Genomic DNA, 25,051 nt, shown 5'->3' with positions numbered 1-25,051 from the left:
AGATTGTCGGTGGACACTACGTGGACACCAGAAACGACAAAACCCGCTAAAAAGCGGGTTAAGTCATTGAATTAGTGGTGCCCGGACGCGGAATCGAACCACGGACACGGGGATTTTCAATCCCCTGCTCTACCAACTGAGCTATCCGGGCATGTTGCGGTAGTGCTCTGCAACGGGGCGCTATTAAACCGGTTTAGCGGTATTGAGTCAAGGCTGATCGATAAAAATTTCTGAAACTTTTCCGGGCTGTGCAAAGCCTGATCAATTGCGTTCAGGCCTCGGGTGGCACGTAGCCTTCGGCCTTGTCGAAGGGCTCGTTGTCGAGGAAGTGTTCCATCTGGGCCTGCAGGTATTTGCGGGTGTTGGGCTCCATCAGGTTCAGGTGCTTTTCATTGATCAGCATGGTCTGCTGGGACTGCCATTCCTGCCAGGCCTTTTTGGAGACGGTCTGGTACAGCTCCTCGCCCTTCTTGCCTGGCATGGGGGGGAAGTCCAGGCCTTCGAGTTGTTCCTGGTACTTGCGGCAGAAAACGGTGCGGCTCATATCGGCTCCTGTGGTGGTTGGCCTGTGAATCGGCGTGCCGGGAATGATATCAGATCACAGCAGGGCAGGCTGGTCAGAGTCCGGCCGGGTCAGCAGGGTGCGGATGGGAGCCGGCAGCCCCAGGCTGATGGCTTCGTCACGGAATAGCCAGCGCTGGTCGGCATCGTCCGCAATGGCGGCACCGACACCGACGCCGGTGGTCAGGCGGGCGGGCTGAATGTGCAGGTGGTAGTGGCTGAAGGTATGGCGAAAGCCGGTTTGCACCTCGGCCTCGCCGCAGCTCAGTCCCAGGGTCTGCTCACAGGCTTCGGGCAGCTCCTCGGCGGTGTAGGCCGGGTCCAGCTCCGGCAGTGACCACAAACCGCCCCAGATGCCACTCGGAGGCCGGCGTTGCAGCAGTATCCGGCCCTGGCGGTCCTCGAGGATCACCATCCAGGTGGTTTTTTCTGGCTTCGCCTTTTTTGGTTTTGAGCCGGGATAGCGGGCAACTTCATCGCGGGCGTTGGCCTGGCAGCTGGCTTGCAGCGGGCAGGCATCGCAGGCTGGCCGGCTGCGGGTGCACACCATGGCGCCCAGGTCCATGATCGCCTGGGTGTAGTCTCGGACCCGGTCGTGGGGAGTGTGGGTCTCGGCGTGCTGCCACAGCTGGTTCAGCACCGCGGTCTGGCCAGGCCAACCCGCCACGGCGTGGTGGCGGGCCAGCACCCGCTTGACGTTGCCGTCGAGAATGGTCGCCCGTTGCTGGAAGGCCTGCGCCAGGATGGCCGCCGCGGTGGAGCGGCCGATACCGGGCAGGGATTCCAGCTGGCTCTGGTCGGCGGGGAACTTGCCCGCAAACTGGTCGACCACCGTCTGAGCGGCCTTTTGCAGGTTGCGGGCGCGGGCGTAGTAGCCGAGGCCTGACCAGTGGCTGAGCACGTCGTCCACCGGTGCCGAGGCCAGTGCCCCGACATCGGGGAAACGTTGCATAAACGCTTCGTAATAGGGGATGACGGTTGCCACCTGGGTCTGCTGCAGCATGATCTCCGAGACCCAGACCCGGTAGGCGTTGCGATCCTGGTGCCAGGGCAGGGTCTTGCGGCCATGGTGGTCGTACCAGTCCAGTAATCGTTGGGCAATGCTGTCGTTCATCGGCCAAACAACCCTTTTAAAGCGTCCTTGACCTGTTCGGCCTCCTCGCTGTCGAGGCGGCGCTCCAGCTCTTCGGTCACCCGTTCTTCAGCGCGTCCGCGAGCCCGCTCCACTTCTTCCTGAGCCTTGGCCCGGGCAGCGTTGGCGGCGATGGTCTTGAGCGTATCGCGGAAACGGGATCCGTCGAAGGAACACAGTCCGGCGGGGTCTTCCGCGAAGTCACCCCGGCATTCCACCGGAATCACCACGTTTTCCACGTACTCGGTCACCCGGCAGGCTTCATCCCGGTGAATCTCGCCGATAATGCGCAGGCCGGCTTCGTAATCCAGCGCCGACGCCGCCAGATCGACGGTGCCGTTGCCCTCCAGTTTCATACCGGCCAGCGCCGCCACCAGGTCGGTGTTGGTGAGGGTGTTGCCGTCCACCTTGAGAGTACCGCGCATGTCGTTGAACGGGGTGCTGGTGCCCCAGCCGGTGGTGGCCAGGGTGTCCTGGTTGGCGAGGGCGACGCCCTGGCAGGCCATGCGGGTAAGATTCATGCGGGTGAATTCGCCTTCGGCGAGATTGAAGCCGATGTCACCCTTGGCGTTGTTGCGCAGCGCGGATATGCGGTTGCCGGCGGTTTTCAGGTCGATATTGAGGTTGGCGCCTCCGGCCAGCAGGTCCACTTCCGCCAGGTCAGTCAGCAGTGGCAGGGTCTGTACGTTATTGACCCTGGAGCCGATGGACCAGGTCGGATTGTCGGTGCGGGCGTCGAGGGTCGCGTTGGCGTTAAATCCGCCTTCGTACAGCTTGCCACTGAGTTCGTTGACCTTGAGTACACCGTTGTTCGCGGTCATTACCGCTTTGAGGTCGTTGATGGTCAGATTGCTGGCCACCAGTTCGCCCAGGCCCAGCTTGATGTCCAGGGCCAGGGTGCGCAGCGTATCCAGCGGCAGCAGGTCGCCCTCTTCGGTGCTGGTGGCTGTCTCGGTTGGCGTGCTGGGCGAGGAGGCGTTGTCGCCGGTCTGGGCTTCGTCCTCAGCGGCGGGTGGCAGGTAGCGATCAACGTTGAAGGTGTCGCCCTGCAGGTCCAGGGCGATGGCGCTGTTGGCCAGGGTATAGCGGGCATTGCCGGCGAAGGTGGTGTCATCCACCGTGATGGACAGGTTGTCCAGGTTGACTTGCCCGGCCGGCCCATTGACGTTCATCGACAGCGCCAGCGCCTTGAGCACGTCCGGGTCGGTGGTCTCGATGGCCGGCTGGCCCAGGGCCTCCAGCAATTTCTTCAGGGAGAAGCGGGCAATGTTCAGGTTGCCGCTCAGCTCCGGCGTGTCGCCGAAGCCGGTCACGTTGAGGTTGCTGGTCAGCTCCAGGTTCGCCAGGGTTACGGTGAGGTCGTTTACCGCGGCGGTCTCGTTTTCAAGGTCGGCGACGGCGCCGCCTTTGATCACGGCCTGCACCGTCTTGTTGCCGAATGGCTCGCCGCTGAGGGCGAAGCGGGAATTAAGGTTGGCCATGGCAAATCGGTTCAGCGCTTGGTTGACATCCAGGTCGGCACGGAGGCTGCCGTCTACCGCAAACTCGGGCTGGCTGGTGGCGAAGCGGAAGGCCATTTCCATCGGGAAGCCCTTGCCCAGGGTGATCTCGCTGGCGCTGAGGCTGACGTTTTCCAGGGTCACCGACTGGCCGCTGCTCTTGTCGTTGTAGAGCACGCTGGCGTTGGTGACCTGTACGCTCTCCACATTAAAGTTGAGCGGCGCGCCTGCGTCCGCGGTCTCTGTCTCGGTCTCGGTATCGATACCTGCTTCAGCTGCCGGGGCGGGCCGTTCCGTGGATGGAACCGAATCGGCGACAGCTTCGTCTGACTGGGGCATGATGCGGGTCCAGTTGCCGTTGCCTTGCTGATCCACCACCAGGTGGGCGTTCAGGCCATCGAGCACGAAGGTGTTCACCTGTGGTGACAGGGTAATCAACGACCAGAAATCGACCTGGGCAATCAGTCTTTCCAGGCGCACCAGGGGGTCGTTCTCCAGGGTAGCTTCGACACCATTGAGTTCCAGGCCGAGGGGAATAAATGACCAGCCGATCTCGCCCTCTAATATGAGATCAAGATTGGTGGTGTCCTCGACGGCCTTCTCGATCTGGGGCTTGTAGTCGTTGGGGTCGATAACGGCGATGGCAACCGCAATCGCCGCCAGCGCGAGGACGATCAGGCCAATGACGGCTAAGGCCAGATAACGTACTGTTTTCATGGTGTCGGCATCCTTTCGGGTGAGATCCGGGGAAATGGCGCAGATGTCTGCAAGGATAACCTAGGCGCCCCAAAATAAAAGTTGCACTGTATGACAATCCATTAGGATTCATACAGAATAATTACTTAAAAACGTGGCCGGGATGGCCCGCAGCGTTCGCTCGGTGAACGGACTAGAGACATTATTTCAACATTGAGTTTAAGGAGAGATTTGTGGCTATCACTGTGTCCATTGAATTGAGTCGGGATTTCGAGATTTCGGCTGCCTATGGCGATGTGTTCGAATTGTTGGCGGATGTACCCCGTTCGGCGGGCTATTTCCCCAAAGTGGATAAGCTGGTGGATCTGGGTGATAACGCCTATCGCTGGGAGATGGAAAAAATCGGCGTCGACAAGCATGCGATTCAGTCCGTCTATGCCTGCACCTACAGCGCCGACCGAGATGCCGGCACCATTTTCTGGAAGCCGGTGAAAGGCGAGGGTAATGGCGTAGTGCAGGGCGAGTGGAGTATTCAGGCCAACGGTGACAATGCCACCACCCTGAAGTTCAAGACTTCCGCCGAGCTGACCCTGCCGTTGCCGGGACTGCTCAAGCTGGCCATCAGTCCGGTCATCAAGCATGAGTTCAATAGCCTGGTTGATACCTACGTGGCGAACCTCAAGAAGGCCTTCTAATGCCGTGCTGCGTGACGCGAGCTGAACGCGTTCTCGCAGCACTCCGTACCCCTTTTTAGTTCAGGGAGTCTCTCGCTCGGGCAGGCCTGCCTTGCGAGGCTCTCAGGCCTTGCTTTAAGACTCCCCAGAGAATTCAGGCCGTGGTGAGACGCTGAGTGCAAGAACAGGTATAATCCGCACACGAAAGTTATTTGGCATTGCGCCGTCTCATTGCACTGGAGTCCCCATGGCCGAACGCAAGGCTCGGGTAGAACGAAATACCCTTGAAACCCAGATTACCGTCGAGATCGATCTCGACGGAACCGGTAAAGCCACCTTCGATACCGGTGTCCCCTTCCTGGAACACATGATGGATCAGATTGCCCGCCATGGCCTGGTGGACCTGAATATCGTGTCCAAGGGAGATCTGCACATCGACGATCACCACACCGTAGAAGACATCGGCATCACCCTTGGTCAGGCGTTCAAGCAGGCCGTTGGCGACAAGAAGGGCATCCGCCGCTATGGCCATGCTTATGTGCCGCTGGACGAAGCTCTGTCCAGAGTTGTGATCGACCTGTCCGGCCGCCCCGGCCTGATCATGGACGTGCCCTATACCCGTGGCTCCGTGGGCGGATTCGATGTCGATCTGTTCGAGGAATTCTTCCACGGCTTTGTGAACCACTCCATGGTCAGCCTGCACATCGACAACCTGCGGGGCAAGAACACCCACCACCAGATTGAGACGGTGTTCAAGGCGTTCGGCCGTGCCCTGCGCATGGCGATTGAAATGGATGAGCGCATGGCGGGGATGACCCCGTCCACCAAGGGCTCGCTGTAACCTGCCGGAGTGATGCTTTAGATGAAGACCGTTGCCATTATTGATTACGGCATGGGAAACCTGCACTCCGTAAGCAAGGCGGTGGAGCATGTGGCGCCGGATGTCCGGGTGCTGGTGACCGACAACGCCGATCACATCCGCGAGGCTGACCGGGTGATTTTGCCGGGGGTGGGCGCAATCCGTGATTGCATGGCGGAGATCCGCCGCCTGGGCGTTGATGCCCTGGTGAAGGAAGTTGCCGTTGATCGTCCGCTGCTGGGCATCTGTGTCGGCATGCAGGCGCTGATGTCCCGTAGCGAGGAAAACGGCGGCGTGGATTGCATCAATCTGTTCCCGGCCCAGGTGCGCTACTTTGGCGATAACCTCCTGGAGCAGAACGCTGAGCGTCTGAAAGTTCCCCACATGGGCTGGAACGAGGTCTACCAGGCCGTCGACCATCCGGTGTGGCACAACATTGCCGACGGCGAGCGTTTCTACTTTGTTCATAGCTTCTATGCCGAGGCGGATCACAATCCGGACCTGGCCGGTCGAACCCATTATGGCGTCGACCTGGCGGCAGCGGTGGCCCGTGACAACATCTTTGCGGCTCAGTTCCACCCGGAGAAGAGCCATAACGCCGGCTTGCAGTTACTGAAGAACTTTGTGGCCTGGACCGGCACCTGAGCCGGTCCGGATACTGAATCGATAGACAGATACGGACTCCCTCTCATGCTGATTATTCCCGCCATCGACCTCAAAGACGGCAAATGCGTGCGCCTGCGTCAGGGGCGTATGGACGATTCCACCGTGTTTTCCGATGATCCCGTAGACATGGCCGCCCGTTGGGTGGACGCCGGCGCTCGTCGCCTGCACCTGGTGGATCTGAACGGCGCCTTTGCCGGCGAGCCGGTCAATGGCGAGATCGTGCAGGCCATCGCCAAGCGTTACCCGGACCTGCCGATCCAGATTGGCGGGGGTATTCGTTCCGCCGAGACCATCGAGGCCTACCTCAAGGCTGGCGTGCAGTGGGTGATCATCGGCACCAAGGCGGTCAAGGAGCCTGAATTCGTCACTCAGATGTGCAAACAGTTTCCGGGCCACATCATTGTCGGGCTGGACGCCAAAGACGGCCGGGTGGCTACCGACGGCTGGGCGGAAGTGTCCGAGGTCATGGCCACCGACCTGGCCAGGCGGTTTGCCAGTGATGGCGTCGATTCCATCGTCTACACCGACATCGCCCGTGACGGCATGATGCAGGGCGTTAACGTCGAGGCGACGGCGGCCCTGGCCGAAGCCGGCGGTATCCCGGTCATCGCATCCGGCGGCGTCACCAACATGGACGACCTCAAGCGACTGGCCGCCGTTGCCGACAAGGGCATCCTCGGTGCCATCACCGGTCGGGCGATCTACGAGGGCACGCTGGACGTGGCCGAAGCTCAGGCTTTCTGCGACAGCCTGTAAGACTGAACTTTCCACCTAGCGGAGTGCACCACCATGTCATTGGCCAAACGCATCATTCCCTGCCTCGACGTTGACAAGGGTCGGGTAGTGAAAGGGGTGAACTTTGTTGATATCCGCGATGCCGGAGATCCCGTGGAGGTGGCGCGCAAGTACAACGAGCAGGGCGCCGACGAGATCACCTTCCTCGACATCACCGCCAGCCATGAAAGCCGCGACACCACCTATGAAACCGTTGAGCGGATGGCTGCCGAGGTGTTTATTCCGCTCACCGTCGGTGGCGGCGTGCGCACCGTGGAGGACATCCGCAAGTTGCTGAATGCCGGGGCGGACAAGGTGTCCATCAACACCGCGGCGGTGTTCAACCCGGAGTTTGTCCGCGAGGCCGCCGAGCGATTTGGTAGCCAGTGCATCGTGGTGGCCATTGACGCCAAGAAGGTGAGCGGGGAGGGCGAGCCTGAGCGCTGGGAAATTTTCACCCACGGCGGTCGCAAGCCCACCGGGCTGGATGCGGTGGCATGGGCGAAGAAGATGACCGAGCTGGGTGCCGGCGAGCTGCTGTTGACCAGCATGGACCGGGACGGCACCAAAATCGGATTCGATCTCGGTCTGACCCGCGCCGTCAGCGACGCGGTGTCGGTGCCGGTGATTGCATCCGGGGGTGTCGGCGAGCTGCAGCACCTGGCCGACGGCGTCACTCAGGGCGGTGCCGATGCGGTGCTGGCGGCCTCCATCTTTCATTTCGGGCAACACACCATCCCCGAGGCCAAGCAGGCCATGCGGGAACAGGGCATCGAAGTACGACTCTAAAGCCCGCCAGGCATCGCCCCATAAAAAAGCAGGTCTCCCAGGAGGCCTGCTTTTTTGTTGAGTCTGCGTCTACTCCGGAGTGTGCAGACGTTACTAGCGGGTGGTGGCCAGCGCCGGGCTGATGCTCTGCTTCTCGCCTTCGGCAAACATTTCCCGGTTGTCGTTGCGCAACGCCCACACCGCGCTCACCGTGGCCACGGCAATGCCCTGCTGATCCAGCAGGGGCAGGTGTTTTTCCAGATAGTCGACGGTGACTGTGTGGGGGTGGCCAATGCCAATGGCGCTGCCATTTTTCCGCGCCAGGCGGATCAATTCCTGGAACTGCCGGTGGACGAACTCCTCGGTCTGCTCGTGATCCAGGAAAACGTCGCGTACCAGCGTGGGAATCTGATAGGCCTGGGCCACATCACTGGCTATGGAGCTGGCGATGGTGCGGCTGTCAACGAAGTACAGCGGGTAACGGTAGAGCTCCGACATTACCCATTCCATGGGTTCCATCATCTGAGTGAGCCGGCTGCCCATGTGATTGTTGACGCCCTGAACGTGGGGAATGGATTGCAGGGCCCGACGCAGGGTCGTGATGGTGCCTTGGCGGTCCATCTCGCTGGTCAGCCCGCCCGGCCCCAAAGCGAAGTCGTGGGTGTTCGCCATGGGGGCGTGCAGCATGATCTCCTTGTTGTTACGGTGGGCCTGCTCCGCGAGCCAGGAGGTGTAGCGACGGTAGGGCAGGAACGCCAGGGTAATGGGCTGCTCGAGCGCAATCAGCCGCTCACCCTCGTGCCTATTGTGGCCCACATCGTCGATGATGATGGCGATGGTGGGTGGCAGCTGGCCGGCGCTATCGCTGTTGGACTCCGCCCAGGTCAATGCGGGCGCCATCAAGACGCCGATCAGCAACGCAATTCGTACCATCCGTTTACTGCGCTCCATGCTGTCTTTGGTCCAGGATCTTCATGCCTTTGAGCAGGTTGAGGGCAGACCGGAGCTGGAAGTCCTGGTCAATGGGGGAGGGAACGTCGCCCTCGACGGCGCGGCTCTGGGAATCCGGCTCTTCTTCATCGCCGTTCTCAAGGTGTCCGCTGAGATCCGCCTCGGTGAAAAACGGGCGCCGCTCCAGTTCGGTCAGCTGCGCCGGACGTACCTCGATATCGGGGACAATACCGCGGGCCTGAATCGAACGGCCATTGGGGGTGTAGTAGCGGGCCGTGGTCATCTTGATGGCGTGGGTTTCGTCCAGTGGGATAACGGTCTGCACCGAGCCCTTGCCAAACGACTGGGTGCCCATGACCACGGCACGGTGGTGGTCCTGCAAGGCGCCAGCGAGGATTTCCGAGGCTGAGGCAGAGCCGCCATTAATCAGCACGATGGTTGGGGTGCCGGAGGTGATGTCTCCCTGAGTGGCACTGAACCGCAAGCGGGAACTCTGGATCCGGCCCTCGGTGTAGACAATGAGGCCTTCATCGAGCAGGGCATCGGCGGCCTCCACTGCGGTCTGAAGGATGCCGCCAGGGTTGTTGCGCACGTCGATGATCAGGCCATCGAGGCTGCCGCCATTTTGGGTCATCAGGTTGGTAATGGCGGCGCGGAAGTCTGCGCCGGTTTCTGACTGGAACTGGGTAATGCGGACATAACCGTAGCCGTTCTCCAGCATGCGGAATTTCACGCTGTTGACCTTGATAATGGCGCGTTCGACATCGATTTCGATCGGCGCGTTCTCGCTTTCCCGCAGGATGGTGAGGGTGAGAATGGTGCCGGGTTTGCCGCGCATCAGGTTGACCGCCTCCTCCAGCGACATGCCCTTGACCGGCTGATCGCCGAGCTTGATGATCAGATCGCCGGCCAGCACGCCGGCTTTCTGGGCGGGGGTGTCATCGATGGGGGCGATGACCTTGACGAAACCGTCCTCCATGCCCACTTCAATGCCCAGGCCGCCAAACTCACCGGTGGTGCTTTCTTCGAGTTGTTCGTAGTCCTGCGGGGCCAGGTAGGTGGAATGCGGGTCCAGGTCGGCGAGCATGCCCTTGATGGCGCTCTCGAGCAGTTGCCGGTCGTCAACATCCTCGACGTAGGCTTCCTTGATGCGGCTGAACACTTCGGTGAATTTGCGCAGGTCGTCCAGGGGCAATTGTTCTTCCGGATCCGGTAGGCGGATCTGCACTTGCTGGCCGTTGTTGATCTCTTCCAGCAGGCGCTTTTGTGCTTCGGTGTCATCCTGGCCCTGGGCGAAGGCGGGAAGGGCGATCAAACAGGCGGCGCCAATCAGCGCGTGCAAACCTTGCGGGTACCGATTACTTCTTGCCTTTCCCATTCAGCTGTCCTGTTCCAGTCAAATAATGAAAAGTTTTCTTATGCTTAGCCAACAGTATGGCGTCCTGGGCGGGCTTTGTCAGCCCGCGGAAATTGGACTCGCCGCCCACCGGATGCCCGTGAAGGCTCAGCGTTGGCTAAGCCAGCGTCTGGGGTTCTGGGGGGTGCCCTGGTGGCGGACCTCAAAGTACAGCGCGGGTTGATCGGTACCGCCGGTCTGGCCCGAGATGGCGATGGCCTGGCCCGCCGTAATCCAGTCGCCCGGACTGGTGAGCAGGCTGCTGCTGTGTCCGTAAAGGCTCATAAAGCCGTCGCCGTGATCGATAATGGTTAGCAGGCCGAAGCCTCGCAGCCAGTTGGCGAACACCACCCGACCATAATGCACCGCTTTCACCTCGGCGTCACTGCTTGTACTGATCAGCAGGCCATTATGGCGAAGCCGGCCCTGAGCCAGGCTTTCCCCGAAGTTGCGAACGACCCGGCCTTGTACCGGCCAGGGCAGCTTGGCCCGTAGCGACTGAAAGGGTTGCGATTCGTTGGGTGCGGGAATGCTGGCGATGGCGGCCTGTACCTCCCGCAACAGCCTCTCCAGTCGTACCCGATCGGCCTCCAGTCGTTCCCGGCGGTCCTGGCGGGTGCCGATCTCGGCCTTGAGAGCGACCAGGGTCCGTTCGCGCTCGGCACGGCTGTCTTGCAGTTGCCGCTGGCGTTGGGCCACGTCCTGTTCCAGTTTGGCCAGGCGGGTTTCGGTGGCGTTGGCTTCGTGCTGGGTGGAGCGCAACTGGCGCAGGTTGGCGTTGAACGCCTCGAGCCGACGGACCGTGTCCTGGCTGAGGTATTCGTAGTAGGTCATGGTGCGGGCGACATCCTGAGGGTCTACCTCGTTCAGCAATACCTTGATGGCCGGGGTGTCCCCTTCCATCCAGGCCGCACGAAGCTGGCGCTTGAGGCCGTCGCGTTGGCGGTCGAGTACCGCGATCAGGTCCCGTTCCTGCTGCTGCAGTGCGGCCAGGCGATTGCGTTGCTGCGCCAGCTGCTGGCGCAGTTCCCGGCGTTGCCGGGTCAGCCGACTGATCTGCTGTTCGGCGCGGACCAGGGCCTGCTGCAGATCGGAACGCTCTTCTTCGGCATCTTGCAGCCAGTCGTCGATATCGGCGATCTGTTCCTTGAGTGCTTCAATCTGTTGCGGTGAGACGTCGTCGGCGAGTGCCGACGCGCACAGTAACAGCACGCCCAGGCAAAAGCCCGGGAGTGCTGTGGATCTGAGGCGTCGGAGCGGTTGCTGCATGGACATACCGACCGGTCCGCAGGACCGGCCCGCCTACTGGGGTTCGACCAGGCTGTGCCCGGTCATCTCCGCCGGTGGTTCGAGGTCCATCAGGCTGAGTAGCGATGGTGCGACGTCGCTGAGACTGCCGTCGTCCTTCAGCCGCAGCTTGCGCGGGCCAACGTAGACCAGCGGTACCGGGCCAATGGTGTGGGAGGTGTGCAGTTGGCCGGAATTGGGGTCGGTCATCTGCTCGCAGTTGCCGTGGTCGGCGGTAATCAAAGCCTGGCCGCCCACTTCCTCAAGGGCCTCGGTGACCCGCTGCACGCACTGGTCCAGACATTCGGCGGCTTTGATGGCGGCGTCCAGCTTGCCGGTATGGCCCACCATGTCGCCATTGGCATAGTTGCACACCACCAGGTCGTACTTGCCACTCTTGATGGCCGCCACCAGTTGGTCGGTGACCTCCGGTGCGCTCATCTCCGGCTGCAGGTCATAGGTTGCGACCTTGGGCGAAGGCACCAGGATGCGGTCTTCGCCCTCGAACGGTGTTTCCAGGCCACCGTTGAAGAAAAAGGTGACGTGGGCATACTTCTCGGTTTCAGAGATGCGCAGTTGGGTCTTGCCCAGTTTGGCCATGACTTCGCCGAGGCCGTTGGTGAGCGCCTCCGGCGGGTAGGCACAAGGGGTCTGGATATCGGCGGCGTACTCGGTGAGCATGACGAAATCCGCCAGCTGCGGAAGCTTGCGGCGCTTGAAGCCGTCAAACCCCGGCTCGACGAAGGCGCGGGTCATTTCGCGGGCGCGGTCGGCACGGAAGTTCATGAACACCACGGCATCGCCTTCATTGATGGTGGCTTCGCTTTCCCCTGGGGCGTGAATCCGGGTCGCTTTGACGAACTCGTCGTTTTCGCCCCGCTCATAGGCCATGTCGAGCGCTTCCTGAGGGTTGGTGGCGGTGAACTCGGCCTCGCCCAGGGTCATCAGGTTATAGGCTTCCTCGACCCGGTCCCAGCGGTTGTCCCGGTCCATGGCGTAGTAACGGCCAACAATGGAGGCTACCCGGCCAACGCCGAGGGACTTCAGGGCGGCGGCGGCTTTTTCCAGCGACGGCTGGGCGCTGCGTGGCGGCATGTCGCGGCCGTCGAGGAAGGCGTGAACATAGACTTCCTTGGCGCCCCGTTGGGCAGCCACTTCGGCGGCGGCGAGGATGTGGTTCTCATGGCTGTGGACGCCGCCCGGAGAGAGCAGGCCCATCAGGTGGACGGCGCGACCGTTAGCGACGGCCTGGTCGATGGCCCGGCAGATCACTGGGTTGTTGGCAAAGGCGCCGTCTTCCAGATCCTTGTCGATGCGGGTCAGGCTCTGGTACACAACCCGGCCAGCGCCCAGGTTCATGTGACCGACTTCGGAGTTGCCCATCTGGCCCTGGGGCAGTCCGACAAACATCCCGGAGGTGTTGATCAGGGTTTTCGGTTGCTGCTGCCAGATCTTGTCCCAGAACGGCGTCTCAGCGTTGCTGATAGCGTTGTCTTCCGCCGGGTCCCGGTGGCCCCAGCCGTCCAGAATAATCAGTGCAGTCGGCTTGCGCGTCACAGTCATCACTTTATCCGGTGTAAATGGCAAAAAGGTGTTTGGCCAATATGCGTGTGGCAAAAAATGCGTTTGGCAAAAAATGGAAGCGCTAATTCTACCCGTTTTGCCCAGCACAGGCTACGCAACCGGGAGCTGCCGTTCCCCGGCTGGGCCAGGGGCGGTGCCCCGCCTTCTGTCGCCGCCGGAGGGCGTGTATAATCGCGCCAAAATCATTCAGCAGGGTTTGTTCATGGACAGGTTGTTCGAGTTTATAGTCAATCACTACATTCTGGTGTCGGTATTTGTCGCACTGCTGGCGGCCCTGTTTCTCCTGGAATCCCGCCGCGGTGGCCAGAAGATCTCTGCCCAGGCTGCGGTCAGCCTGATCAACCGGGATGAAGCCATAGTGCTGGATATCCGCGATCGCAAGGAATACGGCGAGGGACATATCACCGGTGCCCTGCATATTCCATTGAACAGCCTCAAGGATCGCATGGCGGAGCTGAACAAGCACAAGGAAAAGCAGATCGTGGTGGCGGATAAAATGGGGCAGCACGCGGCCATGGCCGTCAAGCAGCTGACCGCCGAGGGTTTTGAGAAGGTGGTTCGCCTTAACGGTGGCGTTGCCGACTGGAAAGCCAGCAATCTGCCATTGGTTAAAAAGTAGGCGAGTGGCGCCGGCGGCGGTCAGGGCTTGAACCCTTGAATTGATGGCCAATCTGCCGCACTGTTTCACATCAGTACGCGGAGCCAGTGGGTACACTGTCGCGGTCGCGCTTTTAACCCAACAGGGCAATTGCTGCCCGATCAGAGATTGAAAGGATAAAACATGGCTGACAACCCGCAGGCCGCAGCAGGCAGCGAAAACGCAACTCAACCGCAGTTTGCCCTGCAGCGGATCTATGTGAAGGACCTGTCCTTCGAATCACCCAATTCGCCGACCGTTTTCCAGGAGCAGTGGAAGCCCCAGGTCAACCTGGATCTGAACACCAGCCATACCAAGATCAGCGACAACCAGTTCGAAGTGGTGCTGTCCCTGACCGTCACCGCCAAGGTGGGCGAAAAAGTGGCTTACATCGTGGAGATCCAGCAGGGCGGGGTGTTCATGGTTCAGAACATCGAGGGCCCGCAACTGGGGCAGATGCTCGGTGCTTACTGCCCGAATATCCTGTTCCCCTACGCTCGCGAGGCCATTGACGGCCTGGTCAACAAAGGTAGCTTCCCGGCCTTGATGTTGGCGCCGGTGAACTTCGATGCCATCTACGCCCAGGCGCTCAAGCGCAAGCAGGACGAAGCCCAGGCCCAGGCGGCTCAGGAAAGTCAGACTCACTGACCGGTGAGCTGGCAGTTCGCCCAACCGGTCGGTTACGACCGGTTGGGCGACCCTGCTCCCGGTTTCCCTCCTACCGAATTCGGCCCTCACGCCGGATCTCTTCCCTAAGAAGTCTCTGACTAGCTCCGAATCGGCTCCGCGTGCCCTGAAGGCTGCATCAGCAAGGCGTGGTTCGCCTTAACGACTGCCCGTGAGTTGCTCGGCCAATATCGCGTTCAGCAGGTCGTCCACATGGCCTTCGGCCTTGAGTCGCTTTAGCGACGCCGACAGACACGGCAGGTCGGCGACCCGGGAGCGGTGAATGTAATGATAGACCGGCGCCTCCAGTATCGGCTCCCCGATGATCAGGGCATTGTTGTTGAATGTCGCCTTTTGAGCGTCCCAGCTCAGGGTAAGGCCGACATCTATCCGGTCATTTTCCAAAAGGAGCACCAGGTGCTCAGTGCTGTGGGCCAGTAAGGTGGACTTTCCCGTGGGCAGCAGTGGCGGCACCATGCGATAACCGTTGATGTAGCCAATGCGGTCGACGGCGACGAGGGTGTTTTGGGCGGGAATGCCTGGGTCGAGATAAATCGGCACCAGCTGCAGCAGGGTGAGAGGGGGTTCCAGGGCGACGAGCGGACCATTCTCGTTGATGACATCTCGCACCCTGGCCAGTTCGCCGTCGGAACGGCCGGCTTCGGCCAGGCTGAGGGATCGTGCCGGTGGCGCCTCAAGAAACTTGACGGTGAGCCCGCAGCCCTCGTAGATGGCGGAAATCAGCTGTTGGCCGGCATGCACTGAGGCTTCCGAGGTGTCTTCCAGGGAGGTGATCCGGCGCAGGTTGGCGGCCTCGTCCTCGGCGGTAACGGGCTGCCAGGAGAGTGCCAGCGCACAGACGACCAGCGAACGCCAGCTCATTCCCGGCGCTGCCGGGCTTTCGAAACGGGTCGATTTCACCTCACAGGCCTCCAATGAAATCCAGCTGGCGCCAGGCTTCATAGACCACCAGCGCCACCGCGTTGGACAGATTAAGGCTGCGGGAGTTCGGCTGCATGGGCACCCGCAAGCGCTGATGTGATGGCAGTTGTTCGCGGACCTGGCTGGGCAGGCCCCGGGTCTCCGGGCCAAACATCAGGTAATCTCCCTCCTGAAATTGTACCTGATGATAGGACTGAGTGCCTCGGGTGGTCAGGCCGAACAGCCGGGCGGGCCGTTCGGTGTCGAGAAAACTCTCATAGTTACGGTGCACCTTCACCGTGGCGTACTCGCTGTAGTCCAGCCCGGCGCGACGCATCTGCTTGTCCTCAAGGCTGAACCCCAGCGGTTCAATCAGATGCAAGCGACAGCCGGTGTTGGCACAGAGCCGGATGATATTCCCGGTGTTGGGCGGAATCTCCGGCTCGTACAGTACGACATTCAGCAGTGGCGCCGACGGCTCCGTCATCAGCGTTCCACGGCCAGTGCCACGCCCATGCCGCCCCCGATGCAGAGGGTGGCCAGACCCTTGTGCGCATCCCGACGGATCAACTCATGGATCAGGGTCACCAGGATGCGACAACCGGACGCGCCAATGGGATGGCCAATGGCAATGGCACCACCGTTGACGTTGACCTTGCTGGTGTCCCAGCCCAGTTCACGGTTGACCGAGAGGGCCTGGGCGGCAAAGGCCTCATTGGCTTCCACCAGGTCCAGGTCGTCCACGCTCCAGCCGGCCCGTTCCAGGCAGCGCTGGCTGGCCGGAATCGGACCGGTGCCCATGATGGTGGGGTCGACGCCGGCATTGGCGTGGGCGCGAATGGTCACTAAGGGCGCCAGCCCCAACTGCTCGGCTTTTTCGGCGCTGCACACCAGCACTGCCGCGGCACCGTCGTTCAGTGAAGAGGCGTTGCCGGCGGTGACCGTGCCGTCCTTCTTGAAGGCGGGGCGCAGCTTGGCCAGGCCATCGGCAGTAATGCCGTCCCGAGGATTCTCGTCCCGGGTAACCACGATGGGGTCGCCCTTGCGCTGGTGAACGCTGACGGGAACGATCTGGCCATCAAAGTAGCCTGCGGCCTGGGCGGCGATCGCCTTTTGCTGGGAGGCGGCGGCGAAGGCGTCCTGTTCCTCCCGGCTGATGTCGTACTTGTCCACGATGTTCTCGGCGGTGATGCCCATGTGGTAGTCGTTGAAAGCATCCCACAGGCCGTCATTGATCATGGTGTCGATCATGGTCCAGTTGCCCATGCGCTGGCCGTTGCGGCTGTTGGGGACCACATGGGGGGCCTGGCTCATGCTTTCCTGGCCGCCGGCAATGATCATCTCGGCATCGCCACAGCGGATGGCCTGCACCGCCATATGCACGGCCTTGAGACCGGAACCGCAGACCTTGTTGATGGTGATGGCGGGGACCGAGGCCGGCAGGCCGGCATTGATCGCTGCTTGCCGGGCCGGATTCTGACCGCAGCCAGCGGTGAGCACCTGGCCCATGACCACTTCGTTGACCTGATCCGCTGCGACTCCGGTGTCTTCCAGCAGGGCGCTGATTACGGCGCTGCCGAGCTGGTCGGCGCGCAGGCTGGCCAGGGCGCCTCCGAAGCTGCCGACGGCGGTTCGCTTGGCGGCAACAATCACAACATCACGCATGGCTAATCTCCAAAATGATAAAGAGGGCGGGGAGCCTGATGTAGCGGTTCCCGTATCGATATGCCCTGCATTGTAGCGGAAACGGAAAGGTGGACCAACGCACCGCCAGCCGGGTGTGAGATAGCGGTGGAGCCGGGAGTTTGCCGGAACGGGAGCGGTGTTGGACGGGCTGTTACATGTTCAGGCTACGGCCGCCGTCCACCGCGAGGATCTGTCCCGTCACGAAGGGCGCATCGCAGAGCAGGAAGGCCACGGCCCCGGCGATATCGTCCGGGGTGCCGGTACGGCAGAGCGGAGTCTTGGCGAGAATGGCCTGCTGGTAGTCCGGGTCTATCGCTTCGCCATTGTCTGGCCAGAGGATGGCACCGGGAGAAACGCCGTTAACCCGCACATTGGGGGCGAGATCCCGTGCCCAGGCCTGGGTCAGGCTGGCGAGTCCGGCCTTGCTGGCGCAGTACAACGGGTGGTTTGCCAGCGGTCGCTGGTGGTAGATGTCGAGCAGGTTCACGATGGCACCATTGCTCTGCTGCAGGGCATTCAGGCACTGCTGAACCAGCAGGAAGGGCGCGCGCAGGTTGGTGTTGAGAATGGCGTCCCAGTCTTCGGTGCTGGCCGTGGCGGTCGGGGTCGGGTAGAACAGCGAGGCGTTGTTGACCAAACCGTCGAGCCGGCCCCAGCGGGCGATGGCCGCCTGCGCGAGTTGTTTGATGTCGTTGGCCTGGCTCAAGTCGGCCGCCAGTGCGATGGCCGACCCCGGGCGTGCCTGGTTGAATCTTTCGACCAGGGCCTTGGCCTGTTGCGGCCGGCTCCGGTAATGGATGATCACCCGCCATCCGCGCTGGTGCAGGCGGCTGGCGGTGGCGGCCCCCAGCCGGTGGGCGGCGCCGGTGACTAGGGCGACGGGTGTTTCGGTCACGGCGCCTCCTGTGACGATGCTAGCAGGGTCTGAATACGCCGGAGACGCTCCAGGCGGATTGCCTGGCCCAGAGTCTTTCCTTTGTGGCCTTGGGCCATCAGATCCTGGGCGTTGACTTGTGCGGTGTCGACGGCGGCCTGTTCCAGTGCGGCCAGGGTCGGGTGCAGGTGGCTGGCCTGGGCGCACCGCAGCACAACCAGCAGCCGGCTAAAACGCTCCGGCTTGCGCCAGGCATCCGCCAGTTCCAGCAGTTGCAGCAGGTCCTCGGCACCGAAACCTGCGCCTGCTGAGTTGGTGGCAAACCGTTCGGCGGCGGTGGTCGTTAAGCGGACCAGATCCTGGCATTCGTTCGGTGCCTTCATGGCCTTGGCGCGCTGTGACGCGACGTCGGTTGAGAGCGGCGACAGCATGGCGGCAAGGCGGACATCGGTGGCCGTGTCGTGAGCGCAAACACAGCGCAATGCGTCCAGCGCCTCGGCTAACCTGGATGCATCGAGTTCCGGCATCAGCACGGCCAGGGCACCACAGCTGTGCAATACTTCGAAGAATACCGCCGGCGCCTGTTCCTGCAGTGCCCGCTGCATTTCCTGCCAGACCCGTTCCGGCACCAGGTGATCGACTTCGCCCTCGCTCACCATCTGCCCCATCAGAGTGGTCGTTTCCTCCGCCACGCGGAAGCCCAGAGGTGCAAAACGGGCGGCAAAACGGGCGGTACGCAGGATACGCAGGGGGTCTTCGGCAAAGGCCGGGGAAACATGGCGGAGCTGGCGCGCGGCCAGATCCTGGCGGCCGTTAAACGGGTCCACCAGCTGGCCGTCGGCATCCCGGGCCATGGCGTTGATGGTCAGATCCCGCCGCTGCAAATCTTCCTCCAGCGTCACGTCCGGCGCGCTATGGACCACGAAACCATGGTAGCCGTGGCCTTGCTTGCGTTCGGTCCGCGCCAGGGCGTATTCCTCATTGCTGTCTGGATGCAGGAATACCGGGAAGTCTGCGCCGACTTGGCGATAGCCCTGGGTCAGCATCTGCCCGGGGGCAGCGCCGACCACGACCCAGTCGCGATCCTTGACCGGAATGCCTAGCAGTTCGTCACGGACCGCGCCGCCAACAAGATAGATGTCCATTCAGGGACCTCGGTAAGGAACTGGGCCAGATTATCAGGGCTTATGCCGGAGAGGGCAAATGGCAAGGGTAAATGAGGCGGGGAGGGCGATCACCCACCGTGAGCGGTGGATGATCCAGGCGAGCGGGGGCGGTTAGAAGGCCGCTCCCAGTTCAATGGCGGCGCCGAGGTCGGCGTCGCTGATCAATGCGCCGATGTCCAGGTGCGCGCCGAACGGCGCCAATCCGATGCCGGCGGTGAACTGGGTTTTTTCCTCGACACCGCGATGGTCGCCATCGCTGGCCAGGTTGTGGCGCAGGCCCACCCTGACCTGGGCGTAGCGCATGGCGTCAAACTCGGCGCCGACGGCCAGCCACCGGGTATCGTCACTGAAACCAAAGCCTTTTTGTTCGGAGAGATCCAGTTCCGCGGTGACCACATGGTAGTCGCCGAAGTGCGCCAGGCCGGCGGAGATTTTCGGTTCGATCTCCAGTTCGGCGCCGCTGGTGGACTCCAGGTCCATGGGGAGCAGGTTCTTGACCGCCAGGCCGGCGTTCCACTGGCGGTCTTCGCCGAACCGGTAGGCGGCGCCCAGGTCCAGGTTGAACTGGCTGTCGTCGGTTTCGTTTTCGTCGGCGTCAAAATCGTCGTCATCGAAGTTGCTCACCCGCTGCACATACTCGAAGGTGCGCAGCTGAACGTACTTGGGCGAAATGCCCAGGGCCAGGTTGTTGCCGTTGGCCAGCTCCAGGGCGCGGGCAAAGCTGATGCCAATTTCCGCCGTGGAGGCGGCGATAACGGTGCCGTCGGAGGTGAGTTCGGATTCCACGTCCCGTAATCCGGACGCCACCAGTGCGGCTTCGCCAAGGTCTTCTTCGATTTCCTGGAGGATGGCCAGGTCGTTGGCGGTGACATTACCGCGGGTGGTGACCCGCAGGCTGCCGTCGGTGAACACGCCGACGGAAATGGTTTCCATGGGAATGGCCAGGCTGAGGCCAGCGCCCACATCGATGCGGGCGGTGTCGCGACTCAGTGCCGCCAGTTGCCCGCGCAGTCGTCCTGCATTTTCCTGGACTTCCACCACGGTGTCGCTGTTTTCCAGCTGATCGAGGGTGTCCTGAATGTCGTTAATCTGGTCCACCACTTCTTCCTCATCGGCGGCGCGGAGGTTGATCGACGGCAGGATCAGGCCGAAGTCGTCGGCCCAGTCGTGGTGTCCGTTGGCCAGCATCGCCGGGTTGGCGATGTTGGCCGTGGCTGGATGGGCCACCGCCACGCCGGTGCCGCCCATGGCAAACGAGCGGGCGGTCTGGAACGCCTGGGGGGCGCCGAGCGAGGCGGTGCTGGTAACGGTCAGCCCGACGGCCAGGGCCAGGCGTGAAATTCGGATACCGGTCATAAGGTCAGTTACTCCTATCGGTTTGGCCGGAACACTTCATAATGGTGTAGTGAAGACGAACAATCTCAGGCCAGGGTTCCGAATCCATAAGCATGGATACAGGTCAAGCCAGCGTAAACCAGATGTTGGAAGGCATCACCGGCAATGCGGTAACGGAATGTTTCATATCTGTTAAGGCGTCTCGCAAGGCTGGCTGCCGGGAGGCGAAACTTTGCCGCTTTCACGCCGAGGTGCATCAATAAAATGCTGCAGTATTATTGAAAAACAATGGGTTAAGCGATTTGGCGTGGATTTTTCATGGTGGCGCCAAGATCATCGAATTTTTTGGGGAGATTACGCACATGACTTCGCAGGGGGCGGCTCGGGTGCTGGTGGCGGCGGTATTGGCCGGGGTTGTGGCGGGCTGCGCGCCAACTGGCCAGTACAAACAGCAGCAGGTGTCGGAGCAACCGCAACTGGAGGCGATTGTGGTTCGGGAAAACGGCTATGGTACCTATCAGAACGTCAGCCGCGACCGTGTCGATGCCCGCGCACGCCTGCTTGCCCGTCGGGCCTCGAAACTGGACGCCTACCGCAATCTGGCGGAACGGGTTTACGGCACGGTGATCTTCGGCAGTTCAACCGTGAGTGACTTCGTGCTGAACAACGATAATTTCCGCACCTATGTCGACAGCTACATTCGTGGCGCCAAGGTGGTGGCGGTGAATGAGCACAGCGATGGCGTCGTGGAAACCGTGATGGAGCTGAAACTGGAACCCCGCTTCCGGGAGTGTGTTTCCCTGGCTTCCAATGACCGGCTGCAAAGTGACTGCCCGATTCCCATGCCCAGGGGCAACGACCGCTCTGGTGATATTCAGACCCGTGCGGTTGACTCCCTCTACTATCTGGATTGAATGGATGAAGCGAATATCTCTGCGCTCACTGCTGTTGGCTCGCTACGGCCGTCGCCTGTTTTTCCATGGCCTGGCGTTGCTGGCATTGATGCCCGTCGCGGCGCTGGCGGTGGTGCTGGAAGGCACCGGACACGCGGTGATTCAGGGGGGCAACCTGGAGCTGGCCCGTGAGGAAGCCCGGCGTGCGGCCCTCCGTGACGTGGCGCTGCAATACGAGGCCCGCATCGACAGCCGCGATACCGTCACCAACGGTGTGGTGACCGAATCGGAACTGGTGGTCGCGACCTCGGCCCAGGCCCGTAGTATCGAAATTCTCAGCGAGCGCCAGGTCGGCAACCTGATGCGGGTTACCCTGCGCGCTGACATGTCCCAGAGCGCCAGCTGCGAGGTTGGCACGGCTGCGCGTTTGAAAAAGCGGGTGGCGGTAGCCGGTTTCCCGCTGCTGGCCCCGGAACAGGCGGTCCTTGGCGGCATTGACGACGCTGGCGAAACCTTGCCGCAACAGCTGAGGGCGCGTTTGCAGCAGACCGGGCGGCTGGAAGTGCTGAGCGCTTCCACCACCCAACTGATGCTGGATACGGTGAATGCACCCACGGCCCAGGCATTCGACAACCGCTTGAGTAACGTATCGGCGTTGGCCCGGGATCTGGACGCCCAATTCGTGGTGGCGGGTGTCATCCGCAGTGTGGCGGTGGAAGATCCGCAAGCCTGGGGGTCGTCGGTGCTGGACCGGCTCCAGCGCGGCTTGGGCGTAGTCAATCGGCACCGGCGGTTCGTCGCCGACCTGATGGTGTTTGACGGCTTCAGTGGCGCGCCGGTGTACCAGAGTCGGTACGCCACTCGCGGGCTTTGGGACGCCGCCCCGGCCAGTTCCGCTGGATTTGATTCCGAAGGATTCCACCGCACCGGCTACGGCGAGGCGGTTACCGGTGTGCTGGATGACATGGCCACGGCGATTGCGGCTGCGGTGCGCTGCCAGCCCTTCATCACCCGTGTCACCCGGGTCGAGGGTCGGCGGGTCACCCTGGCGTCTGGCTCCACCGCAGGCCTGCGCCCCGGGGATGAGCTGCATCTGTACCGTAGCTACAGCTACTTCGATACGCCGGGCGCAGCGCCGGAGCTGAAGGACAGTCAGGCGTCAGTGACGATCAACAGCGTGCATCCGGATTTCAGTAACGGGGAGATGCCGATGACCGGTGCGCTGGTGAATATTCAGCGCGGCGATCAGGCGGTGGTTTGGTAGCGCGCCGCGCTCGCGTGGGGCCGGGGGAGGCTTCACGCCGGCGGTAAGCCTAGGCGGCCTCGCGGGCGGCGATGTCGCGAATCTTGCCGATCATCGCCCGCAGACCGTTGCCGCGGGTTGGCGAAATGTGCCGAAACAGGTCGAGCCGCTCGAACAGCTCGTCGATGTCGGTGGTCAGCAGGTCGCGGGGCTGCTTGCCGTTCAGCGCCACCAGGATGATGGCGGCCAGGCCCCGGACGATCATGGCGTCGGACTCGATCATCAGGTACAGCTTGCCATCGCTGTCGTCCTGGTGGTGGATCAGCCAGACCTGGCTTTGGCAGCCATGGACGTAGTTTTCCTCGACTTTCTCGGCTTCCGGGAATGCCGGCAGCTGTTTGCCCAGATCGATGATGTAGGCGTAGCGCTCTTCCCAGTCGTCCAGGAACTCAAAGGCGTCGAAAACGTCCTCCAGGGTGACGTCCTTGCCCAGGGGGTTGTCGCGGAACTGTTGTTCGGTGGCGGTCATTTACAGCATTCCCAGTTCGAGCTTGGCTTCATCGCTCAGCATATCGTTGTTCCAGGGCGGATCAAAGGTCAGCTCGACCGTGACCTTGTCCACATGGGGGACATGCTCCACCTTGCGTTTGACGTCTTCGGTGATGACCGGGCCCATACCGCAGCCGGCGGCGGTCAAGGTCATCTTGATGTAAACGTGATTACCTTCCGGCGTGCCGTTCATCACGTTGCATTCGTAGATCAGTCCCAGCTCCACCACGTTAACGGGAATTTCCGGGTCGTAGCAGTTACGCAGCGCTTCCCACACCTGGTTCTCGTTGACGCTGCCGTCTTCCGGCGTGTCGAAGCTGCTCTGCAGCGGTTGCTTGCCGAGGGCGTCGGCGTCGTGGCCCTCGATGCGGGCCAGGTTGCCGTTCACCGCCACGGTGAAGCTTCCCCCCAGCGACTGGGTGATGGTCACAAAGGTATCCGCCGGAATCATGATTTCGGTGCCGGCGGGGACCAGTCGGGCTTCCACCTCGCGCTTGGTGAGCACCACTTCCCGTTCTTGCATGCGCTGGATGACCTCGTTTAGCTGTCGTTGCCGATTAGCGGTTGCCTGGTGCCGAGGGCGTTCAGGTAACCGTGAAACTTTCGCCGCAACCACACTCTGCCGTGGCGTTGGGGTTGCGGAACTGAAACAGGGAGTTGACACCCTGGGTGATGAAGTCGATCTCGGTGCCGTTCACCATGGGCAGGTGTTCATGCTTGACGAAGATGTCGACACCATCAACGGTGAAGATGTCGTCATCCACCTCGGGGCTCTCTACCCACTGGGTCTCGTATTTGAACCCGGAGCAGCCGCTTTTCCGGATGGCCAGCCGGATGCCTTTGGCCTCGGGCTTTTTCGCCAGCTGCTTGCGAACATGGGACACCGCGCTCGGCGTCATGGTCACGCCCACGGTGGGGGTAAACGTTTCGGCTGTCATGCATTCACCTTCATCAGACAAACAGACGCTGAATTTTTTGCAAGGCGGCGAACAGTTGGTCCACCTCCTCAAGGGTATTGTAAAACGCGAACGACGCCCTGGCTGTACCGGGAACCCCATAGAAGTCCATCAATGGCATGGCGCAATGGTGGCCCGTGCGGATGGCGATGCCCTGCTGGTCCAGCAGGGTGCCGATGTCGCTGGGGTGCAAGCCGTCGATCTTGAACGACATCACCGGCACCTTGTGACGGGCGGTGCCAATCACCGCCATGCCCGGGATCGAATCCACCAGGCCATTGGCTTTGGCCAGCAGCGTTTGCTCGGCGGCCTCGATGGCTCGGCGATCAAGGCCGTTGAGGTAGTCGATGGCCGCGCCCAGACCCACCGCCTCGGCGATGGCCGGTGTGCCGGCCTCAAATTTGTAGGGCAGAGTGTTCCAGGTGGTTTTCGCGAACGATACCCGCTCGATCATCTCGCCGCCGAACTGATAGGGCGGTAGCTCCTCCAATAACTGCTCACGGCCGTACAACACGCCGATGCCGGTCGGTCCGAACAGCTTGTGGGAGGAGAACACGTAAAAGTCGCAACCCAGCGCCTGCACGTCCGGCCGGTAATGAGGCACCGCCTGGGCGCCATCCAGCAGGGTCAGGGCGCCCACCGCCTTGGCCTTGGCCACCAGCTCGGCCACCGGGTTGACCGTGCCGAGTACGTTAGAAACGTGAGTGACGGCCAGAATACGGGTGCGTTCGCTCAGCTGCTGATCGAAGCTGTCCAGGTCCAGCTCGCCTTCGGGCGTCACCGCGATCACTTTCAGGGTGGCGCCGGAGCGTTCGGCCAGCATCTGCCAGGGCACGATATTGGCGTGATGCTCCATGTGGCTGATCAGGATCTCGTCACCGGCGGACAGCTTGGCGGTCAGTCCGTTAGCCACCAGGTTGATGGCCTCGGTGGTTCCCCGCGTCCAGACGATTTCCCGGGTACTGGCGGCGTTGAGGAAGGCGCGCACGGTTTCCCGTGCGCCCTCGAAGGCGGCGGTGGCGCGGTCACCCAGGGTGTGGGCGCCGCGGTGGACATTGGAGTGCTGCTCGCGGTAGTAGCGATCCATGGCTTCCAGAACGACCTGGGGCTTTTGGGCCGAAGCGCCGTTGTCCAGGTACACCAGGGACTTGCCATTCACTTTCTGCTCGAGAATGGGAAAGTCCCGGCGAATGGCCGCCACATCCAGCGGCGCCGCCGCCGGCAGGTGTTCTGAAGTCTGTTGTCCTGAAGAATGTGCCATGGAAAGGTCAGTCATAC

The 25,051-nt window shown here is 61.9% G+C and carries 26 protein-coding genes and 1 tRNA gene; 9 read left to right on the top strand and 18 right to left on the bottom strand.

Annotated elements, in window-relative coordinates; genetic code table 11:
* Positions 1–75: 75 nt before the first annotated feature.
* From N6L25_RS14270 to N6L25_RS14255, 4 genes are all read right to left on the bottom strand, one after another.
* Positions 76–151: transfer RNA gene (locus N6L25_RS14270), tRNA-Phe, on the bottom strand.
* A gap of 120 nt (positions 152–271) precedes the next feature.
* Positions 272–544 carry an oxidative damage protection protein gene (locus N6L25_RS14265; RefSeq protein ID WP_271981548.1) on the bottom strand — a complete coding sequence of 91 codons (273 nt, stop codon included), beginning with the start codon at positions 542–544 and terminating at the stop codon, positions 272–274.
* Positions 545–598: 54 nt separating this feature from the next.
* Positions 599–1,675, bottom strand: coding sequence for an A/G-specific adenine glycosylase (gene mutY / locus N6L25_RS14260; protein WP_271981546.1), 1,077 nt, complete (start codon positions 1,673–1,675; stop codon positions 599–601).
* Positions 1,672–3,909 (bottom strand): AsmA family protein, encoded by a 2,238-nt coding sequence (locus N6L25_RS14255; RefSeq protein ID WP_271981544.1) that lies wholly within the window; start codon positions 3,907–3,909, stop codon positions 1,672–1,674. The genes mutY and N6L25_RS14255 overlap by 4 nt, the downstream gene beginning before the upstream one ends.
* Positions 3,910–4,121: 212 nt before the next feature.
* Between N6L25_RS14255 and N6L25_RS14250 the strand changes: the two genes are divergently transcribed.
* The 5 genes from N6L25_RS14250 to hisF all read left to right on the top strand — a co-directional run bounded on the left by N6L25_RS14250 (position 4,122) and on the right by hisF (position 7,650).
* Complete coding sequence (locus tag N6L25_RS14250; RefSeq protein ID WP_271981542.1) at positions 4,122–4,583, top strand: SRPBCC family protein; 462 nt, start codon at positions 4,122–4,124, stop codon at positions 4,581–4,583.
* Positions 4,584–4,809: 226 nt separating this feature from the next.
* Positions 4,810–5,403 carry an imidazoleglycerol-phosphate dehydratase HisB gene (gene hisB / locus N6L25_RS14245; RefSeq protein ID WP_271981540.1) on the top strand — a complete coding sequence of 198 codons (594 nt, stop codon included), beginning with the start codon at positions 4,810–4,812 and terminating at the stop codon, positions 5,401–5,403.
* Positions 5,404–5,424: 21 nt separating this feature from the next.
* The gene (gene hisH, locus N6L25_RS14240) at positions 5,425–6,066 is read left to right on the top strand and encodes an imidazole glycerol phosphate synthase subunit HisH (protein ID WP_271981538.1); all 642 of its coding nucleotides are present in this window, start codon (positions 5,425–5,427) and stop codon (positions 6,064–6,066) included.
* Positions 6,067–6,111: 45 nt separating this feature from the next.
* Complete coding sequence (hisA, locus tag N6L25_RS14235; RefSeq protein WP_271981536.1) at positions 6,112–6,843, top strand: 1-(5-phosphoribosyl)-5-[(5-phosphoribosylamino)methylideneamino]imidazole-4-carboxamide isomerase; 732 nt, start codon at positions 6,112–6,114, stop codon at positions 6,841–6,843.
* Positions 6,844–6,876: 33 nt separating this feature from the next.
* Positions 6,877–7,650: an imidazole glycerol phosphate synthase subunit HisF gene (gene hisF / locus N6L25_RS14230; protein ID WP_271981534.1), complete on the top strand. Its 774-nt coding sequence runs from the start codon at positions 6,877–6,879 to the stop codon at positions 7,648–7,650.
* A 93-nt stretch (positions 7,651–7,743) separates the two neighbouring features.
* On the opposite strand, the gene N6L25_RS14225 is transcribed toward hisF, so the two are convergent.
* From N6L25_RS14225 to gpmM, 4 genes are all read right to left on the bottom strand, one after another.
* Positions 7,744–8,529 (bottom strand): divergent polysaccharide deacetylase family protein, encoded by a 786-nt coding sequence (locus N6L25_RS14225; RefSeq protein ID WP_271981556.1) that lies wholly within the window; start codon positions 8,527–8,529, stop codon positions 7,744–7,746.
* 37 nt (positions 8,530–8,566) lie between these two features.
* Positions 8,567–9,958 carry a S41 family peptidase gene (locus N6L25_RS14220; RefSeq protein WP_271981532.1) on the bottom strand — a complete coding sequence of 464 codons (1,392 nt, stop codon included), beginning with the start codon at positions 9,956–9,958 and terminating at the stop codon, positions 8,567–8,569.
* A 126-nt stretch (positions 9,959–10,084) separates the two neighbouring features.
* Complete coding sequence (locus N6L25_RS14215; RefSeq protein ID WP_271981530.1) at positions 10,085–11,245, bottom strand: murein hydrolase activator EnvC family protein; 1,161 nt, start codon at positions 11,243–11,245, stop codon at positions 10,085–10,087.
* A 33-nt stretch (positions 11,246–11,278) separates the two neighbouring features.
* A complete protein-coding gene (gene gpmM / locus N6L25_RS14210) occupies positions 11,279–12,826 on the bottom strand; it encodes a 2,3-bisphosphoglycerate-independent phosphoglycerate mutase (protein ID WP_271981528.1) in 1,548 nt (515 codons plus the stop codon).
* Between the two features lie 223 nt (positions 12,827–13,049).
* Here gpmM and N6L25_RS14205 point away from each other — a divergent pair, with 223 nt between their 5' ends.
* Together N6L25_RS14205 and secB are read left to right on the top strand one after the other, a co-directional pair.
* Positions 13,050–13,466 (top strand): rhodanese-like domain-containing protein, encoded by a 417-nt coding sequence (locus N6L25_RS14205; RefSeq protein ID WP_271981526.1) that lies wholly within the window; start codon positions 13,050–13,052, stop codon positions 13,464–13,466.
* A gap of 162 nt (positions 13,467–13,628) precedes the next feature.
* The gene (gene secB / locus N6L25_RS14200) at positions 13,629–14,132 is read left to right on the top strand and encodes a protein-export chaperone SecB (RefSeq protein WP_271981524.1); all 504 of its coding nucleotides are present in this window, start codon (positions 13,629–13,631) and stop codon (positions 14,130–14,132) included.
* 177 nt (positions 14,133–14,309) lie between these two features.
* Here secB and N6L25_RS14195 read toward each other — a convergent pair whose 3' ends face one another.
* The 6 genes from N6L25_RS14195 to traF all read right to left on the bottom strand — a co-directional run bounded on the left by N6L25_RS14195 (position 14,310) and on the right by traF (position 20,153).
* Positions 14,310–15,071, bottom strand: a complete 762-nt coding sequence (locus tag N6L25_RS14195; RefSeq protein ID WP_271981522.1) for a hypothetical protein — start codon at positions 15,069–15,071, stop codon at positions 14,310–14,312.
* A gap of 1 nt (position 15,072) precedes the next feature.
* Positions 15,073–15,537 (bottom strand): tRNA (uridine(34)/cytosine(34)/5-carboxymethylaminomethyluridine(34)-2'-O)-methyltransferase TrmL, encoded by a 465-nt coding sequence (trmL, locus tag N6L25_RS14190; RefSeq protein ID WP_271981554.1) that lies wholly within the window; start codon positions 15,535–15,537, stop codon positions 15,073–15,075.
* A gap of 20 nt (positions 15,538–15,557) precedes the next feature.
* Positions 15,558–16,736 carry an acetyl-CoA C-acetyltransferase gene (locus tag N6L25_RS14185; protein ID WP_271981520.1) on the bottom strand — a complete coding sequence of 393 codons (1,179 nt, stop codon included), beginning with the start codon at positions 16,734–16,736 and terminating at the stop codon, positions 15,558–15,560.
* Between the two features lie 172 nt (positions 16,737–16,908).
* The gene (locus tag N6L25_RS14180) at positions 16,909–17,652 is read right to left on the bottom strand and encodes a pteridine reductase (protein WP_271981518.1); all 744 of its coding nucleotides are present in this window, start codon (positions 17,650–17,652) and stop codon (positions 16,909–16,911) included.
* Positions 17,649–18,776, bottom strand: coding sequence for a multifunctional CCA tRNA nucleotidyl transferase/2'3'-cyclic phosphodiesterase/2'nucleotidase/phosphatase (locus N6L25_RS14175; RefSeq protein ID WP_271981516.1), 1,128 nt, complete (start codon positions 18,774–18,776; stop codon positions 17,649–17,651). Before N6L25_RS14175 ends, N6L25_RS14180 begins: the two co-directional genes overlap by 4 nt.
* A 132-nt stretch (positions 18,777–18,908) precedes the next feature.
* Complete coding sequence (gene traF / locus N6L25_RS14170; protein ID WP_271981514.1) at positions 18,909–20,153, bottom strand: conjugal transfer protein TraF; 1,245 nt, start codon at positions 20,151–20,153, stop codon at positions 18,909–18,911.
* Positions 20,154–20,494: 341 nt separating this feature from the next.
* Between traF and N6L25_RS14165 the strand changes: the two genes are divergently transcribed.
* Positions 20,495–21,046 (top strand): LPP20 family lipoprotein, encoded by a 552-nt coding sequence (locus N6L25_RS14165; protein ID WP_271981512.1) that lies wholly within the window; start codon positions 20,495–20,497, stop codon positions 21,044–21,046.
* Positions 21,047–21,050: 4 nt separating this feature from the next.
* A complete protein-coding gene (locus tag N6L25_RS14160; protein WP_271981511.1) occupies positions 21,051–22,289 on the top strand; it encodes a flagellar assembly protein T N-terminal domain-containing protein in 1,239 nt (412 codons plus the stop codon).
* A gap of 49 nt (positions 22,290–22,338) precedes the next feature.
* Here N6L25_RS14160 and N6L25_RS14155 read toward each other — a convergent pair whose 3' ends face one another.
* The 4 genes from N6L25_RS14155 to N6L25_RS14140 all read right to left on the bottom strand — a co-directional run bounded on the left by N6L25_RS14155 (position 22,339) and on the right by N6L25_RS14140 (position 25,049).
* Positions 22,339–22,797: a SufE family protein gene (locus N6L25_RS14155; RefSeq protein WP_271981509.1), complete on the bottom strand. Its 459-nt coding sequence runs from the start codon at positions 22,795–22,797 to the stop codon at positions 22,339–22,341.
* Positions 22,798–23,340 (bottom strand): putative Fe-S cluster assembly protein SufT, encoded by a 543-nt coding sequence (gene sufT, locus N6L25_RS14150; RefSeq protein WP_271981507.1) that lies wholly within the window; start codon positions 23,338–23,340, stop codon positions 22,798–22,800. It lies immediately after the preceding gene.
* Between the two features lie 61 nt (positions 23,341–23,401).
* Positions 23,402–23,755 (bottom strand): HesB/IscA family protein, encoded by a 354-nt coding sequence (locus N6L25_RS14145; RefSeq protein ID WP_271981505.1) that lies wholly within the window; start codon positions 23,753–23,755, stop codon positions 23,402–23,404.
* A gap of 13 nt (positions 23,756–23,768) precedes the next feature.
* The gene (locus tag N6L25_RS14140; RefSeq protein WP_442915249.1) at positions 23,769–25,049 is read right to left on the bottom strand and encodes an aminotransferase class V-fold PLP-dependent enzyme; all 1,281 of its coding nucleotides are present in this window, start codon (positions 25,047–25,049) and stop codon (positions 23,769–23,771) included.
* Positions 25,050–25,051: the final 2 nt, after the last annotated feature.

This window comes from Marinobacter sp. SS21 (assembly GCF_028369065.1).
Classification (GTDB): domain Bacteria; phylum Pseudomonadota; class Gammaproteobacteria; order Pseudomonadales; family Oleiphilaceae; genus Marinobacter.
Note: the sequence above shows the minus strand (reverse complement) of the source record. Positions and strands in the feature narration are given on the sequence as shown.